Below are 17,235 nucleotides of genomic sequence, written 5' to 3'. Positions count from 1 at the left end.
CCCCGGCCCCCCCTCGCCGGTGATGCTCTGCACGCGACCGTGCTGCACCATTTCCAGCGTCTGCGCCAGCGCCTGGTTTTCGTCGTCGATAAGCGCGCCTGCCTGCGAGCGCGGCACCAGCGTGCCGTCCGGCAGATAACCGCGATCGGCAAACACCTCTTCCCGCGTGGCGAGACCATAACGCTGCCCGGCGCGGATCAGTTCGCTGCCGGCCAGCCCCACCAGCATCAGTTGCGCGTCGGCATCGTGCACTGCGCGGGCGATGGCATCGGCCAGTTCTGCGGATGTCGCCGCCTGGTTGTAGAGCATGCCGTGCGGTTTGACATGGCGCAGCGTCCCGCCTTCCGCGCGGACAATCGCCGCCAGCGCACCTGTCTGATACAGCGTCTGCGCATAAACCGTGTCGGGCGGCAGCGTCATCGCCGTACGGCCAAAATTTTGCCGATCCGGAAAACTGGGGTGCGCGCCAATCGCCACGCCGTTGCGAATGGCCTCGCGCACGGCGGTGCGCATCATCACTGCATCGCCGGCATGAAACCCGCAGGCGATATTGGCCGAAGAGACCAGTTGCAGCAATTCTGCGTCGCTGGCACCCCCTTCCCCGAGATCGGCATTCAAATCAATGTTCATCGTTGAGTCGCCACGCCAGTTGTTCAAGATAACGTTGCTGATCGCTGCGCGCCTTCAGCGCCTCTTCCAGCGAACAGGGCACAAAATGCACCGGCTGCCCGAGCGGAATTTGCGCCAGCTGNTGCGGGCGATGCGCGGATAGCCGCCGGTGGTCTGGGCGTCACTCATCAGCACGATCGGTTGTCCGTTGTGCGGCACCTGCACTACCCCCGGCAGCAGACCGTGCGACAGCAGTTCCCGCGTCGTGGTGCGCACCAGCGGCTGCCCTTTCAGGCGATAGCCCATACGGTTACTCTGCGGGCTCAATTGCCACGGCGCACGCCAGAACGCCTCCTGTGAAGCGGTATCAAATTCATGGTACTCCGGCCCAGGCAGCGCACGAATGCGGTTGCTGGTCAGCAGCTGTTTGACGCCCATCGGTTCGCTGAAGGTCCGCGTCGAAGGGAGAATTGCCAGCCGGTCGCCGTCCGCCAGCCTGCGACCGTCCAGACCGCCGATCCCGACTTTCAGATCGGTGCTGCGGGAACCCATCACTTCCGGCACGTCAAAACCGCCCGCCACTGCCAGATAGCTGCGAATGCCATGAATCGGGCGTTTAAGCACCAGCCGCTGCCCGGCACGCGCCGGTTGCCGCCAGCCGCTCCACACCGGGCTGCCATCAAGCTGCGCGTCACACCCTGCCCCGGTCAACGCAAACCAGACGTCGCGTTCGAACTCCACGGTCATCTGNNCGTTGCCCGCCGCATCCGGCGCGTTCCCCACCAGCAGATTGGCGGTGATAAGCGCAGGTTTATCCAGCGCGCCACAATGGCTGACGCCAGACTGGCGCAGACCGTAGCGCCCGATATCCTGAATGGAGGCATACAGCCCGGCGCGAATAATCTTCAGCATACGCCCTCCCGCTGCGGGATAAAGCGCACCACGTCGCCGGGGCGCAATAGCGCCGGTTCGGCACGGTCAGGATCAAATAATCGTTGTGACGTGTGGCCAATAAGCTGCCAGCCACCCGGCGTTTCCAGCGGGTAAATGCCGGTCTGCGCGCCGCCAATGCCCACCGTTCCGGCGGGTACGCTCAGGCGTGGCTCCGCACGACGTGGGGTGATGAGTGGCTCCGGCAGTCCGCCGAGGTACGGAAACCCTGGCTGAAAGCCAAGAAACCACACCACATACTCCACCGAGGCATGCAGCTCGACCACCTGTTTTTCCGTGAGCCCGCTGTGCTGCGCCACGACGCCGAGATCCGGCCCGGCGTTGCCGCCATACACCACCGGGATCTCCACGTAGCGGGACTCCGGCTGCAGCGCCTCGCTCTCTTCCCACCAGCGCTGAAGACGCTCGATGGCATCCAGCGCCAGCGCCTGCGGATTTCGCAACACCACGGTGATGTTATTCATGCCCGGAATGGCTTCCACCACCTNTTTCTGACTTTCCAGCGTCACCGGCGGCTCCAGTTCCAGCACGACGGCGGTTTCGCCTAACAGATAACAACGCGCTCGCTGCACTTTACGTCTCCACTCAGGCAGGGTTCGGAATATCGATAAAGGTGACGTCCAGATCGGTGGTCTCATTCAGCCACTCGCTGAGCGCCCTGATCCCGCCGCGCTCGGTGGCATGATGCCCGGCCGCATAAAAATGCAGCCCCTGCTCACGCGCCGAGTGAATGGTTTGCTCGGAAACTTCACCGGTAATAAACGCGTCGACGCCAAAACGCGCCGCGCTGTCGATAAAGCCCTGACCGCCGCCGGTACACCAGGCGATGCGGGTCACTTTCTCCGGCCCGGTATCGCCGCTCCACAGCGGTTTGCGGCCAAGACGAGCTTCGATNGCCCGGGCCCCGCCATAGAAAGCTCGCCCCACGGCACCAGCGGCTCGATTTCGCCCATGATGTTAATGCCCAGCAGCGACGCGAGCTGGACGTTGTTGCCTAACTCCGGGTGTGCATCCAGCGGCAGATGCCAGCCATACAAATTGATATCGTTTTCCAGCAGCGTTTTCAGGCGGCGGCGCTTCATGCCGCTGATCACCGGCGATTCCCCTTTCCAGAAATAGCCGTGGTGGACGATGACCGCGTCCGCCTGCAGACGCACCGCTTCGTCCAGCAGCGCCTGGCTTGCCGTCACGCCGGTCACAATCTTGCTGACCGTCTCACGCCCTTCCACTTGCAGACCGTTAGGTGCGTAATCGCTGAACGCCCCGCTGTTAAGCTTTTCGTTAATCAGTTGCTCAAGCTCGGTGTTTTTCATCGTTACTCCTCTATCCACAAAACGATCCAAAATAAAAAAGATTCACAGGCACACCATAGCGATCTCAGCCGCCCGCGACAACGGATCGCGTTCCCTTTCTGGCGGCGTCATAGGCCGCGAGGGTCGCCTCGCGCGCCCGTTTGTGATCAACAAGGGGATGCGGATAATCCAGCCTGATGTTCGCCTTCTCCGCCCATTGCCACGGCGTATGGATCGATGCCGCCGGAACCGCTGACAGTTCAGGGATCCAGTGGCGAATAAATTCACCCGCTTTATCGAATTTCTCACCCTGGGTGGTGGGATTAAAAATACGAAAATAGGGTGCGGCGTCGGTACCGGTTGACGCCGCCCACTGCCAGCCGCCGTTGTTGGCCGCCAGATCGCCGTCGATCAGCTGCGACATAAAATAGTGTTCTCCTTCACGCCAGTCGATCAGCAGGTCTTTCACCAGAAAACTGGCGACGATCATTCGCAGGCGGTTATGCATCCACCCCGTCGCATTGAGTTGTCGCATAGCGGCATCGACAATCGGAAAACCGGTGTTGCCGTTTTGCCACGCGGTAAACGCCGCGTCGGGCGTTTTCCACTGCACGTTGTCCGTCCAGCCGATAAACGGCTTGTGCTTACACAATTCAGGATAACGGGTCATCAGGTGACGGTAGAACTCGCGCCAGATCAGTTCGCTCAGCCAGACCGCGCCCGTTCCTCCGTTCAGCGCCTCGGGGTGCGTTTTCAGCAGGCGATGCAGACACTGGCGCGGCGACAGGACGCCCAGCGTCAGGCAGGGGGAAAGCCGACTGGTGCCGTCGATGGCCGGAAAATCGCGATCGGCGTCGTAGCGCGCCAGGTCGTGCTGGCAGAAATCGCGCAACCGGGTCAGGGCGCTCTGCTCATCGGCAGGAAAACGTTCCGCATCGAACGGCTGCTGCGGGTAATCGACGGTCACTGGTGAACCCGGCTCGCTCAGCGCCCCACTCTGCCGCATTGCCGGGGCGCGGTGGCATTCCGGGAGGTCTTCGCGCAAACGGCGCAGAAAGGCGTTTTTGAACGGCGTAAACACTTTATACATCTCGTTATTGCCGGTGGTGACGCTGCCGGGCGCAAGCAGCACGCTGTCATCAAAGCCCTGACAAATGACATCACTCAGCGCGCGCTCCACGGCGACATCGCGCTGCCGTTCGTTAAATTCGTACTGATAATTATAGAAAAGCGCGCGGTTTGCACCAACAGCGGAATGCCTCGTGCCGCCAGCGCCTGCTGTAACGCGTTCAAATGGCTGACCAGAAACGCGGCCTGTCGCGGTGCCATCTGATGCTGCCGCCACTGTTCCGGCGTGGCGATATACAGCGCCAGCACTCTCGCATTCGGTTGACGACAGGCGGCGGTGAGCGCCAGATTGTCATGCACGCGCAGATCCGTGCGAAACCAGACCAGATGGGTGGTCATACTGCTCCTGAATTAAGGTTTATCGTGTAAAGGCGACGTCTCAGACCAGAACTCAAAATAGCGCTGGCTGCTCAGATAAGCGTCAGGAAATTCAGTCATATAGTGTTTGATGAGGGTGACGGGCGCNCCGCCGCCAGCGCCTGACGCTGTGGCGATGAAAGGTGCGGGCGAAAATACCCCTGCACGTGCATCAGCACGTTGGTGTGGTCGTTGCGGCTGGCAGGCTGTGACAGCAGATCGGCCAGGCGTTTGCGGTATTCGGCATAAAAATCCTCCAGCGAAGACCACTGCGCAATGTCCGCCATAAAGCGCCCCAGTGCGCGATATTCTGGTTGTGAATGGGCGAGCAGCACCAACTTGTAGCGGCTGTGAAAAGCCACCAGCGCGCCGCGCGTTAATCCCTGTTCATGCAGGTCGTTAAGTTCCTGAAGCGCATAAGTACGCGCATAAAAATTCTCACACATAGCGGCTCCCTTTCAGTGGTTACCCTAAGTGTAAACCGGGAGATAAAAAAAGCCGCCACAGGGGTGACGGCTTTTGTATTGCTGTGTGTATCTTCGTTTAGTAAAAATCGCAGGTCACTTTTTCGGCCTGATCCATCCACACCGGTTTATCGCTGGTTTTTGACCAGACGCGATGCAGATAGCTATAAAAACGGGCGCGGTCTTTCCAGAACAGCATGACCGGCAGCGCGGCAATCCCCGCCACCACGGCGAAAGCGCGACGCAGAAAAACAATATGTGCAGGATACGCTTTGTAAAGCTCCATGATTCTCTCCCCTTTAGTCGCCGGTAATATTCACCGGTAAAATAGTTAAATGGTATCTGGTTAAAATAGTACCGCCTTGCCTGTAATTTTACTACTCATCCGACCACTTTTTTTCATCTGTTTTGCCGTTATTTACATTCATTGCGTAATTAAGTTACATAAAAGTTAAATTAATACTAAACATTAGTTAAATTGTGGCTATTAGCCATTTTTATACTTTTTTTACACCCTCCCCGACGATTTTTGCGAAATCTTTGCGCCGCGATTTCTACCATCCGGGTAATAACTCAACTCCCCCGGAGGTGGACTGTGACTGCAGGTGTGTTAGCCGGCGTTGTGCTGGTTTTCCTGTTACTGGCGTATCTGGTTTATGCCTTGATTAATGCGGAGGCATTCTGATGGCCGCGCAGGGATTTTTACTGATCGCCGGTTTTTTACTGGTGCTGTTTATACTGTCGCGCCCGCTCGGGACTGTGCTCGCGCGCATGATTAACGATACCCCGCTGCCGGGACTGGCGGGTGTGGAACGCGGGATCTGGCGCCTTCTCGGTGTTCGCCCACAGGAGATGGGCTGGTGTCAGTATCTGGTGGCCCTGTTGTTGCTCAATATCTTTGGCCTGATTGTATTATTCGCCCTGTTGATGTTTCAGGGCGTGCTGCCGCTGAACCCGCAGAACCTGCCAGGCCTCTCCTGGCATCTGGCGCTGAATACCGCCGTCAGCTTTGTGGCGAACACCAACTGGCAGTCCTATGCCGGTGAAACCACCATGAGCTATCTGAGCCAGATGGCGGGGCTGACGGTACAGAACTTTCTTTCTGCCGCCACCGGCATCGCGGTGATCTTCGCCCTGACGCGCGCCTTCGCCCGCCAGAGCGTCACCACGCTCGGCAACGCCTGGGTGGATTTAACCCGCATCACGTTATGGGTGCTGCTGCCGCTGGCACTGATTATCGCGCTGTTCTTTATTCAGCAGGGCGTGCTGCAAAACGTGCTGCCGTATCAGCCTTTTACTTCCCTCGAAGGAGTAAAACAGCTGCTGCCAATGGGACCGGTGGCCTCGCAGGAAGCGATCAAAATGCTCGGCACCAACGGCGGCGGTTTCTTTAATGCCAACTCATCGCACCCGTTCGAAAACCCCACGGCGCTGACCAATTTCGTTCAGATGCTGGCGATTTTCCTGATCCCTGCCGCGCTGTGCTTCGCGTTTGGCGATGCCGTTGGCGACCGTCGTCAGGGACGCACCCTGCTGTGGGCGATGTCGATTATCTTCGTCGTGGCCGTGGCGGTGGTGATGTGGGCGGAAACCCAGGGCAATCCGCATCTGATGGCGTTGGGCGCAGACAGTAACATCAATATGGAAGGCAAAGAGAGCCGCTTCGGCATTCTCGCCAGCAGCCTGTTTGCGGTGGTAACGACCGCGGCCTCCTGCGGCGCGGTGAACGCCATGCACGACTCCTTTACCGCGCTCGGCGGCATGGTGCCACTGTGGCTGATGCAGATTGGTGAGGTGGTGTTCGGCGGCGTTGGCTCTGGCCTGTACGGCATGCTGTTGTTCGTGCTGCTGGCGGTGTTTATTGCCGGGCTGATGATCGGCCGTACGCCGGAATACCTCGGTAAAAAAATCGACGTGCGCGAAATGAAGATGACCGCCCTGGCGATTCTGGTCACCCCGGCGCTGGTGCTGCTCGGCACGGCGCTGGCGATGATGACCGACACGGGTCGCAGCGGCATGCTCAACCCCGGTGCCCACGGTTTCAGCGAAGCGCTGTACGCCGTCTCCTCTGCCGCTAACAACAACGGCAGCGCCTTTGCCGGCCTGAGCGCCAACACGCCGTTCTGGAACTGCCTGCTGGCTTTCTGCATGTTCTTCGGCCGTTTCGCGGTCATTGTGCCGGTAATGGCGATCGCCGGTTCGCTGGTGAATAAAAAAATACAGCCCGCCAGCATCGGGACGCTCCCGACCCACGGCGCGCTTTTTGTCGGGTTGTTGATCGGCACCGTGCTGTTAGTCGGCGCGCTGACCTTCATTCCCGCACTGGCGCTGGGGCCGGTGGCTGAACATCTCTCGTTATTTTGAGTCGTACGGAGCCTTATTTTATGAGTCGCAAACCTATGGCCCTGTTTGAACCCTCGCTGGTTCGCCAGGCGCTGATCGATTCTGTCAAAAAACTGAGCCCTGCTATCCAGTGGCGCAATCCGGTGATGTTTATCGTCTGGATCGGCAGCGTACTGACCACCGTGCTGGCCATCGCGATGGCCACCGGGCATCTCACCGGCAACGCCGGATTCACCGCCGCCATCAGCGTGTGGCTGTGGTTTACCGTGCTGTTCGCCAACGTTGCGGAAGCGATGGCGGAAGGCCGCAGCAAGGCGCAGGCCAACAGCCTGCGCGGGGTGAAGAAAACGGCGTTCGCCCGCAAACTGCGTGCGCCGCATCATGGCGCTCAGGTCGATCATGTTCCGGCAAGCGAGCTGCGTAAAGGCGACGTGGTGCTGGTCGAAGCCGGGGATATTATCCCCTGCGACGGTGAAGTGATCGAAGGGGGCGCGTCCGTGGACGAAAGCGCCATCACCGGGNGAATCGGCACCGGTGATCCGCGAGTCCGGCGGTGACTTTGCCTCTGTGACTGGCGGCACGCGTATTCTCTCCGACTGGCTGGTGGTGCAGTGCAGCGTCAACCCAGGAGAAACCTTCCTCGACAGAATGATCGCCATGGTCGAAGGTGCGCAGCGTCGCAAAACGCCGAACGAGATCGCATTGACCATTCTGCTGGTGGCGCTGACCATCGTCTTCCTGCTCGCCACCGCCACCATCTGGCCGTTCTCCATCTGGGGCGGTGCGGCGGTCAGCGTGACCGTGTTGGTAGCGCTGCTGGTCTGTCTGATCCCGACCACCATTGGCGGCCTGCTGTCAGCGATTGGCGTCGCCGGGATGAGTCGGATGCTCGGCGCTAACGTGATCGCCACCAGCGGTCGCGCCGTGGAAGCCGCGGGTGATGTGGACGTACTGCTGCTGGATAAAACCGGCACCATCACCCTCGGTAACCGTCAGGCGTCTGATTTCCTGCCCGCGAAAGGCATTGATGAACGCACCCTGGCCGATGCCGCCCAGCTGGCGTCACTGGCGGATGAAACGCCGGAAGGCCGTAGCATTGTGGTGCTCGCCAAACAGCGTTTTAATCTGCGCGAGCGCGACGTGCAACAGCTGCACGCCACCTTTGTCCCCTTCACTGCCCAGACGCGCATGAGCGGTATTAACATCGACAACCGCATGATCCGTAAAGGCTCTGTCGATGCTATTCGTCGCCACGTTGAGGCCAACAACGGCCACTTCCCGGCGGATGTCGATCAACGAGTGGAAAACGTGGCCCGTCAGGGCGCCACGCCGCTGGTGGTGGTGGAAGGCGCGAATGTGCTCGGCGTCATCGCCCTGAAGGATATCGTCAAAGGCGGTATTAAAGAGCGTTTTGCTCAGCTGCGCAAAATGGGCATTAAGACAGTGATGATCACCGGCGATAACCGGCTGACCGCTGCGGCGATTGCCGCCGAAGCCGGGGTGGACGATTTCCTCGCCGAAGCGACGCCGGAAGCCAAGCTGGCGCTGATCCGTCAGTATCAGGCGGAAGGTCGTCTGGTGGCGATGACCGGCGACGGCACCAACGATGCGCCCGCGCTGGCGCAGGCTGACGTGGCGGTGGCGATGAACTCCGGGACCCAGGCGGCGAAAGAAGCGGGCAACATGGTGGATCTTGATTCCAACCCCACCAAGCTGATTGAAGTGGTGCACATCGGTAAACAAATGCTGATGACGCGCGGTTCGCTCACCACCTTCAGTATCGCCAACGACGTGGCGAAATACTTCGCCATTATTCCGGCGGCGTTCGCGGTGACCTATCCACAACTGGGCGTGCTGAACGTGATGCATCTGCACTCCCCGGCGTCGGCGATTTTAAGCGCGGTGATCTTCAACGCGCTGATCATCGTGTTTCTGATCCCGCTGGCGCTGAAAGGCGTGAGTTACAAACCGCTGACTGCCTCGGCGATGCTGCGCCGCAACCTGTGGATTTACGGCCTCGGCGGCCTGCTGGTGCCGTTTGTCGGCATCAAGCTGATTGATCTTTTGTTAACCCTGCTGGGTCTGGTGTGAGGAAAGGCGCCCTCTACCCGCTACTGACCACCGCGCTAGGTCAGTGGTGGTTTCAGGATCAAGCCACCGGCTCCTTGATTCGCGAGGGTGATACCATTCGCGGATCGCGTCTGATTGGCCAGAACTTTACCGTGCCGGGCTATTTTCACGGCCGTCCGTCTGCTACCGCTGAGACGCCTGACAATCCGATGGCCTCTGGCGGCAGCAATCTGGCGGTGAGCAACCCGGCGCAGGACAGCGCCATTGCCGACCGCGTGAAAGCACTGCGTCTCGCGAACCCGGACGCGCCGGATCAGGTGCCGGTGGNNCGGGTGGAACTGGTACCCGCCTCCGCCAGCGGACTGGACAGTCAGCTCACCCCGGAAGCGGTGCTGTGGCAGGTACCGCGCGTCGCGCGCGCGCGTCATCTGTCCGCAGAGCAGATCACGCAACTGGTGAATAGCCTGACCGAGAAACCGCTGGTCAGCGTGCTCGGGCAATCTGTGGTAAATATTAATGAGCTGAATATGGCACTGGATGCCCTGAAGGAAGAGTGAAATGACCGAAGAGCCACTGCGCCCGGATCCTGACCGGTTACTGGAACAGACCGCCTCCCCCCATCGCGGTAAGCTGAAAATCTTTTTTGGCGCCTGCGCCGGGGTGGGGAAAACCTACGCCATGCTGGCGGAAGCGCAACGACTGCGGGCGCAGGGGCTTGATATTTTAATTGGCGTCGTGGAGACCCATGGCCGCAAGGAAACCGCGGCCATGCTGAAAGGCCTGGCGACACAGCCGCTAAAACGTATCGCCCATCGCGGGCGCTATGTGCTTGAGTTCGATCTCGACGCCGCCCTTGCGCGGCGTCCGGCGTTGATTCTGATGGATGAGCTGGCGCACAGCAACGCGCAGGGCTCCCGCCATCCCAAACGCTGGCAGGATGTGGAAGAGCTGCTGGAAGCCGGGATCGACGTCTTTACAACCGTTAACGTGCAGCACCTGGAAAGCCTCAACGATGTGGTCAGCGGCGTCACCGGCATTCAGGTGCGCGAAACGGTACCCGACCCGTTCTTTGATGCCGCCGATGAGGTAGTACTGGTCGATTTGCCCCCAGACGATCTGCGTCAGCGCCTGAACGAAGGCAAAGTGTATATCGGCGGTCAGGCCGAACGGGCAATTGAAAATTTCTTTCGCAAAGGCAACCTGATTGCCCTGCGCGAACTGGCGCTGCGCCGTACCGCCGATCGCGTTGACGATCAGATGCGTGCCTGGCGCGACCGGCAGGGACAGGAAAAAGTCTGGCATACCCGCGACGCCATTCTGCTGTGCATCGGCCATAACACCGGCAGTGAAAAACTGGTGCGCACGGCGGCACGGCTGGCAGCGAAACTCGGCAGCGTCTGGCATGCGGTGTATGTGGAAACCCCTGCCCTGCACCGCCTCCCTGAAGAACAGCGACGGGCAATCCTTGGCGCCCTGACGCTGGCGCAGGAGTTGGGCGCGGAAACCGCCACGCTCTCTGATCCTTCGGAAGATCGCGCCATTCTGCGTTACGCCCGCGAACACAACCTCGGCAAAATCGTCATTGGCCGCCACAGCAAACGGCGCTGGTTCAGCCGCAACAGCTTTGCCGACCGGCTCGCCGCGCACGCGCCCGATCTTGATCTGATGGTCGTCGCCCTGGACGAAAAACCGGCGAACGTACCGGCACGCACCAGCGACACCCGTCCATGGCGGGAGAAATGGCGGGTTCAGCTGCGCGGCTGCGCGGTGGCAGTGGCGCTCTGTGCCCTTATTACGCTGGTGGCGTCGCAGTGGCTGGGGGCGTTTGATGCCACCAACCTGGTGATGATCTACCTGCTCGGCGTGGTGATTGTCGCGCTGTTTTACGGTCGCTGGCCGTCGGTACTGGCGACGTTCATTAACGTCATGAGCTTTGACCTCTTTTTTATTGCGCCCAGAGGCACGCTGGCGGTGTCGGATGTGCAGTANTGCTGACTTTTGGTGTGATGCTGACCGTCGGGCTGGTGATCGGCAACCTGACGGCGGGCGTCCGCTATCAGGCGCGCGTCGCCCGCTATCGAGAACAGCGCACGCGCCATCTGTATGAAATGTCGAAAGCGCTCGCCGTCGGGCGCAGCGTGACCGATATCGCCATCACCAGCGAGCGGTTTATTCAGTCCACTTTCGATGCCCGCAGCCAGGTGCTACTGCCTGACGCGAACGGCAAAATCGTGCCATTGACGCCGCAACAGGGCATGACGCCCTGGGACGACGCCATTGCGCGTTGGAGCTTTGATAAAGGGCTACCCGCCGGGGCCGGTACCGATACCCTGCCCGGCGTGCCCTATCAGATTTTACCGCTCATTAGCGCCGACAAAACTCACGGGCACAGCAGCGGCTGCTGGAAACCTTTACCCTGCTGGTGGCGAACGCGCTTGAGCGGCTGACGCTCACTGCCAGCGAAGAGCAGGCGCGCCTTGCCAGCGAGCGCGAAAGCATCCGAAATTCGCTGCTGGCGGCGCTGTCGCACGACTTGCGCACTCCGTTGACCGTGCTGTTTGGTCAGGCGGAGATCCTGACGCTGGATCTCGCCAGCGAAGGGTCAAAACATGCTCCGCAGGCCAATGAAATCCGTCAGCACGTGCTGAACACCACCCGGCTGGTGAACAATTTGCTCGATATGGCGCGTATTCAGTCCGGCGGGTTTAATTTGCGTAAAGAGTGGCTAACGCTGGAAGAGGTGGTGGGCAGCGCGCTAAAAACGCTGGAGCCGGGGCTCGGCGGGCGGCATATCGCCCTCTCCCTGCCCGATCCGCTGATGCTGGTTCATGTCGACGGACCGCTGTTTGAGCGCGTGCTGATCAACCTGCTGGAAAACGCGGTGAAGTACGCCGGGCATCATTCGCAGATTGGCATTACGGCTAAAACCGGGAGCGACCATCTGCTGCTGGATGTCTGGGATGATGGTCCCGGCATTCCCGACGGTCAGGAACAGGCCATTTTTGGCAAGTTTGCCCGCGGTACGAAGGAGTCGGCGATCCCCGGTGTCGGGCTTGGGCTGGCGATTTGTCAGGCGATTGTGGAAGTGCATGGTGGCACGATTTCGGCGTGGAACCGCCCTGAAGGTGGTGCCTGTTTTCGTGTTACACTGCCGCTGACGTCTCCGCCCGAACTGGACGATTTTCAGGAAGAACTGTGATTAACGTACTGATTGTTGAAGATGAACAGGCTATCCGTCGCTTTCTGCGCACCGCGCTGGAAGCCGAAAACATGCGCGTGTTCGAGGCCGACACCTTACAGCGGGGTTTGATTGAAGCGGCCACCCGCAAACCCGACCTGGTGATCCTCGATCTCGGCCTGCCGGATGGCGACGGCATCGATTTTATTCGCGATTTTCGTCAGTGGAGCCAGACACCGGTGATTGTTCTATCCGCCCGGGTGGAAGAGACGGATAAAATCGCCGCGCTGGATGCCGGTGCGGATGATTATCTCAGCAAGCCGTTTGGTGTCGGCGAACTGCAGGCGCGTCTGCGCGTGGCGCTGCGTCGCCATGCCGGGAGCCAGCAGAACGATCCGCTGATTCATTTTGCTGATGTCGAGGTTGATCTCGTCTCGCGGCATATCGTCCGGGGCGGCGAGGAAATTCACCTCACCCCCATTGAATTTCGTCTGCTTGCGGTTTTACTCAATAACGCGGGAAAAGTACTGACCCAGCGCCAGCTGTTAAATCAGGTCTGGGGACCGAATGCGATTGAACACAGCCATTATTTGCGTATTTATATGGGTCACCTCAGACAGAAACTGGAAGCCGATCCCGCGCGACCACAGCATTTATTAACCGAAACGGGCATTGGTTATCGTTTTATATTTTGAATAACTATTCATTTTACTAAACGTCTGCCCTCCCTTTATTTTCATGTAAATAAACTCGCCGCTAAAAATTAATTCCTCGCGCGGAGAGTTAATATATTAAATAAAGGAAAAACATTCTATTTACATAAAAGTCACAATACAGCATATTGACCTGTGATATGCATAAGAACTGACTAATTATTTCTGCGATGATCGATATTTATTGATCTTCTTCACAGAATAAGCCGCCATCCTGGATAAAATGACCATACCTTCAGTTAATCAGTGAAAGGTACATATCATGGAAAACAATAACCGAATGATGCCACACATAAGGCGGACAACACATATTATGATGTTTGCCCACCGCAACAGCTTTGATTTTCACTTCTTTAATGCCCGGTAGTCATCCGACTACGACGGGCGCTTCAGCATACAGGTCATCCTGAATCCTCGTTAATGCAGGCTCACGCCTGTAGCTCACTGCGCTCATCCGAATAGATCCTTTATTTCCAGCAACCGGGCTGGCGGGATTTATTGCATCTAAAAAAAGCAACCTACTGATATTTATTCATCAGCGGAGTGGTATTGCTTTTTTCCGGAATAATCAGTTTCTCATCAGGGAAATTGAGGACCTGTTATTACCTGAAATTAAAGAGATTAAAAATGACTGAATTAAAGATCGCTGTTAGCCGTGCTTGCCCTGACTGTTTTTCAACTCAGCGCAACATTGTAAATACCTCTGAAACCGATTTTATCGACGTTGCCGCCGTGGTCATGACCATCGAAGACGTTGAGTGCGGGATGCTCGATAAATTAAACTCCACCGGCTATAACATCCCGGTATTTATCTCTATTAATAAAGACGAAGTGGTCCCGTCAGAATATCTGGCACGCGTCCAGGGGGTATTCGAACACGACGAGACCCGCAACGAGTTCTACGGTCGTCAGTTGGAAGCGGCGGCACACAAATATGAAACTCAGCTGCGCCCACCGTTCTTCCGTGCGCTGGTCGATTACGTAAAACAGGGCAACAGCGCGTTTGACTGCCCGGGGCACCAGGGCGGTGAATTTTTCCGCCGTCACCCTGCCGGTAACCAGTTCGTTGAATTCTTCGGCGAAACCCTGTTCCGCTCTGACCTGTGCAACGCCGACGTCGCTATGGGCGACCTGCTGATCCACGAAGGCGCGCCATGCACCGCACAACAGCATGCGGCGAAAGTGTTTAACGCAGATAAAACCTACTTCGTTCTGAACGGCACATCGTCCTCTAACAAAGTGGTGCTGAACGCGCTGCTGACCCCGGGCGACCTGGTGCTGTTTGACCGTAACAACCACAAATCCAACCACCACGGTGCGCTGCTGCAGGCAGGCGCGACGCCGGTGTACCTGGAAACCGCACGTAACCCGTACGGCTTCATCGGCGGTATCGATGCGCACTGCTTCGAAGAAGAGTATCTGCGTAATCTGATCACCGAAGTGGCACCGAAACGTGCGCACGATGCGCGTCCGTTCCGCCTGGCGGTCATTCAGTTAGGCACCTACGACGGCACCATTTATAACGCCCGTCAGGTAGTGGATAAGATTGGTCACCTCTGCGATTACATCCTGTTTGACTCTGCGTGGGTGGGCTACGAGCAGTTCATTCCGATGATGGCGGATTGTTCCCCGCTGCTGCTCGAACTGAACGAAAACGATCCGGGTATCCTGGTCACGCAATCCGTTCATAAGCAGCAGGCTGGCTTCTCTCAGACCTCGCAGATCCATAAAAAAGACAGCCATATTAAAGGCCAGTCTCGCTACGTTCCACATAAGCGTCTTAACAACGCCTTTATGATGCACGCCTCCACCAGCCCGTTCTACCCGCTGTTTGCTGCCCTGGACATCAACGCCAAAATGCACGAAGGCGAAAGCGGCCGCAACATGTGGATGGATTGCGTGGTGAACGGCGTCAACGCCCGTAAGATGATCCTCGACAGCTGTAAACACATTCGCCCGTTCGTTCCGGCGATGGTCGACGGCAAACCGTGGCAGTCTTACGATGCGGCCACCATTTCCAGCGACCTGCGTTTCTTCCAGTTTGGTCCTGGTGAACACTGGCATGCCTTTGAAGGTTATGCCGCAAATCAGTACTTCGTTGACCCATGCAAACTGCTGCTTACTACCCCTGGCATTAATACCGCCAGCGGCGAATATGAGTCGTTTGGCGTTCCGGCGACTATCCTTGCCAACTTCCTGCGTGAAAATGGCGTGGTTCCGGAAAAATGCGACCTTAACTCCATCCTGTTCCTGCTGACCCCGGCTGAAGATATGGCCAAGCTGCAGCAACTGGTGGCGCATCTGGTGCGTTTCGAAAAACTGCTCGAAACCGATGCGCCGCTGAAGGATGTTCTTCCATCCATCTACAATCAACATAAAGCGCGTTACGCCGGCTATACGCTGCGCCAGCTGTGCCAGGAGATGCACGATCTGTACGCCCGCAACAACGTTAAGCAGTTGCAAAAAGAGATGTTCCGTAAATCACACTTCCCACGCGTCAGCATGAATCCGCAGGAAGCCAACTACGCCTACCTTCGTGGCGAAGTTGACCTCGTGCCGCTGCCGCAGGCCGAAGGCCGCATTGCCGCTGAAGGCGCACTTCCTTACCCGCCAGGCGTGCTGTGTGTAGTTCCAGGCGAAATCTGGGGTGGTGCCGTTCTGAAGTATTTCACAGCACTGGAAGAAGGTATCAACCTGCTGCCTGGTTTCGCGCCAGAGCTGCAAGGGGTCTACATCCAGGAACATGAAGGTCGCAAAGAAGTGTGGTGCTACGTCATCACACCTCGCGATACCAAAGGGGAAAAATTATGAGCAGCAAATCCAATAAGATGGGCGTTGTTCAGCTCACCATCCTGACGATAGTGAACATGATGGGCTCCGGCATCATCATGTTGCCCACCAAGCTGGCGGAAGTGGGGACCATCTCCATTATCTCCTGGCTGGTCACTGCGGTAGGATCGACGGCGCTGGCGTACGCTTTCGCGAAATGCGGGATGTTCAGCCGCAAATCAGGCGGTATGGGCGGCTATGCTGAATATGCGTTCGGCAAATCCGGCAACTTTATGGCGAACTACACCTACGGCGTATCACTGCTGATCGCCAACGTGGCTATCGCCATCTCCGCGGTCGGTTACGGCACCGAATTACTCGGTGCCACCCTGTCGCCGGTGCAGATTGCGCTGGCAACTATCGGGGTACTGTGGCTGTGTACCGTTGCTAACTTCGGTGGCGCGCGTATCACCGGTCAGATCAGTAGCGTGACTGTGTGGGGCGTGATTATTCCGGTTGTGGGTCTGTGCATTATCGGCTGGTTCTGGTTCAGCCCGACCCTGTACGCCAACTCCTGGAACCCGCATCACGTACCGTTCTTCAGCGCAGTGGGCTCGTCTATCGCCATGACGCTGTGGGCCTTCCTCGGTCTGGAATCCGCCTGCGCCAACATGGACGTGGTGGAAAACCCGGAACGTAACGTACCGATCGCTGTACTGGGCGGTACGCTGGGCGCGGCGGTGATCTACATCGTCTCCACGAACGTGATTGCCGGTATCGTGCCAAACATGGATCTGGCGAACTCTACTGCACCGTTCGGTCTGGCGTTTGCGCAGATGTTCACTCCGGAAGTTGGTAAAGTGATCATGGCGCTGATGGTCATGTCCTGCTGCGGCTCGCTGCTCGGCTGGCAGTTCACCATCGCACAGGTCTTTAAATCCTCAGCGGACGAAGGCTATTTCCCGAAAGTCTTCTCCCATGTCTCTAAAGCGAATGCACCGCTGAAGGGGATGCTGACCATCGTGATTCTGCAGTCTGTCCTGTCGCTGATGACCATTAGCCCGTCGTTGAACAGTCAGTTCAACGTGCTGGTTAACCTGGCGGTGGTGACCAACATCATTCCTTACATTCTGTCGATGGCCGCGCTGGTCATTATTCAGAAAGTGGCGAATGTGGATGCAGGCAAAGCCCGTGTCGCGAACGTGGTGGCGTTCATCGGTGCCCTGTACAGCTTCTATGCGCTCTACTCTTCCGGGGAAGAAGCAATGCTGTGGGGCGCACTGGCGACCTTCCTCGGCTGGACGCTGTACGGACTGGTATCTCCGCGCTTTGAACTGAAAAACAAACACAGTTAATCTGTT

Annotated in this window: 10 protein-coding genes and 6 pseudogenes; 9 read left to right on the top strand and 7 right to left on the bottom strand. The window is 58.1% G+C overall.

Annotated elements, in window-relative coordinates:
• From pxpA to GM30_RS07625, 7 genes and pseudogenes are all read right to left on the bottom strand, one after another.
• On the bottom strand, window positions 1-630 hold a 630-nt coding region (pxpA, locus tag GM30_RS07655), incomplete at its 3' end, for a 5-oxoprolinase subunit PxpA (RefSeq protein ID WP_049848132.1).
• Window positions 620-1,521: pseudogene (pxpC, locus tag GM30_RS07650) on the bottom strand (5-oxoprolinase subunit PxpC). The gene pxpA and the pseudogene pxpC, both read right to left, overlap by 11 nt.
• The gene (gene pxpB, locus GM30_RS07645; protein WP_049848131.1) at window positions 1,515-2,132 is read right to left on the bottom strand and encodes a 5-oxoprolinase subunit PxpB; all 618 of its coding nucleotides are present in this window, start codon (window positions 2,130-2,132) and stop codon (window positions 1,515-1,517) included. The pseudogene pxpC and the gene pxpB overlap by 7 nt, the downstream one beginning before the upstream one ends.
• A 13-nt stretch (window positions 2,133-2,145) precedes the next feature.
• Window positions 2,146-2,873, bottom strand: a pseudogene (locus tag GM30_RS07640) (type 2 GTP cyclohydrolase I).
• Window positions 2,874-2,937: 64 nt separating this feature from the next.
• A pseudogene (gene phrB / locus GM30_RS07635) lies at window positions 2,938-4,319 on the bottom strand (deoxyribodipyrimidine photo-lyase).
• 12 nt (window positions 4,320-4,331) lie between these two features.
• Window positions 4,332-4,786, bottom strand: a pseudogene (locus tag GM30_RS07630) (DUF1722 domain-containing protein); the annotation flags it as partial.
• Between the two features lie 94 nt (window positions 4,787-4,880).
• Window positions 4,881-5,087, bottom strand: a complete 207-nt coding sequence (locus GM30_RS07625) for a YbfA family protein (protein ID WP_049848130.1) — start codon at window positions 5,085-5,087, stop codon at window positions 4,881-4,883.
• Between the two features lie 309 nt (window positions 5,088-5,396).
• Here GM30_RS07625 and kdpF point away from each other — a divergent pair, with 309 nt between their 5' ends.
• The 9 genes and pseudogenes from kdpF (at window position 5,397) to potE (ending at window position 17,229) form a co-directional block, all read left to right on the top strand.
• A complete protein-coding gene (kdpF, locus tag GM30_RS25465; protein WP_080993401.1) occupies window positions 5,397-5,486 on the top strand; it encodes a K(+)-transporting ATPase subunit F in 90 nt (29 codons plus the stop codon).
• On the top strand, window positions 5,486-7,165 hold the full coding sequence (kdpA, locus tag GM30_RS07615) for a potassium-transporting ATPase subunit KdpA (protein WP_049848128.1): 1,680 nt from the start codon (window positions 5,486-5,488) through the stop codon (window positions 7,163-7,165). Before kdpF ends, kdpA begins: the two co-directional genes overlap by 1 nt.
• Before the next feature lie 20 nt (window positions 7,166-7,185).
• Window positions 7,186-9,235: pseudogene (kdpB, locus tag GM30_RS07605) on the top strand (potassium-transporting ATPase subunit KdpB).
• Window positions 9,232-9,771, top strand: coding sequence for a potassium-transporting ATPase subunit KdpC (gene kdpC / locus GM30_RS07600; RefSeq protein ID WP_049848125.1), 540 nt, complete (start codon window positions 9,232-9,234; stop codon window positions 9,769-9,771). The pseudogene kdpB and the gene kdpC overlap by 4 nt, the downstream one beginning before the upstream one ends.
• Window position 9,772: 1 nt before the next feature.
• Window positions 9,773-12,413 (top strand): annotated as a pseudogene (gene kdpD / locus GM30_RS07595) (two-component system sensor histidine kinase KdpD).
• A complete protein-coding gene (kdpE, locus tag GM30_RS07590) occupies window positions 12,410-13,087 on the top strand; it encodes a two-component system response regulator KdpE (RefSeq protein WP_049848124.1) in 678 nt (225 codons plus the stop codon). Before kdpD ends, kdpE begins: the two are co-directional and overlap by 4 nt.
• Window positions 13,088-13,367: 280 nt before the next feature.
• On the top strand, window positions 13,368-13,472 hold the full coding sequence (speFL, locus tag GM30_RS26055; RefSeq protein ID WP_006819052.1) for a leader peptide SpeFL: 105 nt from the start codon (window positions 13,368-13,370) through the stop codon (window positions 13,470-13,472).
• Window positions 13,473-13,732: 260 nt separating this feature from the next.
• On the top strand, window positions 13,733-15,916 hold the full coding sequence (gene speF, locus GM30_RS07585; protein WP_049848123.1) for an ornithine decarboxylase SpeF: 2,184 nt from the start codon (window positions 13,733-13,735) through the stop codon (window positions 15,914-15,916).
• On the top strand, window positions 15,910-17,229 hold the full coding sequence (gene potE / locus GM30_RS07580; RefSeq protein WP_124965811.1) for a putrescine-ornithine antiporter: 1,320 nt from the start codon (window positions 15,910-15,912) through the stop codon (window positions 17,227-17,229). Before speF ends, potE begins: the two co-directional genes overlap by 7 nt.
• Window positions 17,230-17,235 lie beyond the last annotated feature (6 nt).

The sequence above is a fragment of the Trabulsiella odontotermitis genome (genome assembly GCF_001188485.1).
GTDB lineage: Bacteria > Pseudomonadota > Gammaproteobacteria > Enterobacterales > Enterobacteriaceae > Trabulsiella > Trabulsiella odontotermitis_A.
This window is presented reverse-complemented; position numbering and strand designations above follow the sequence as displayed.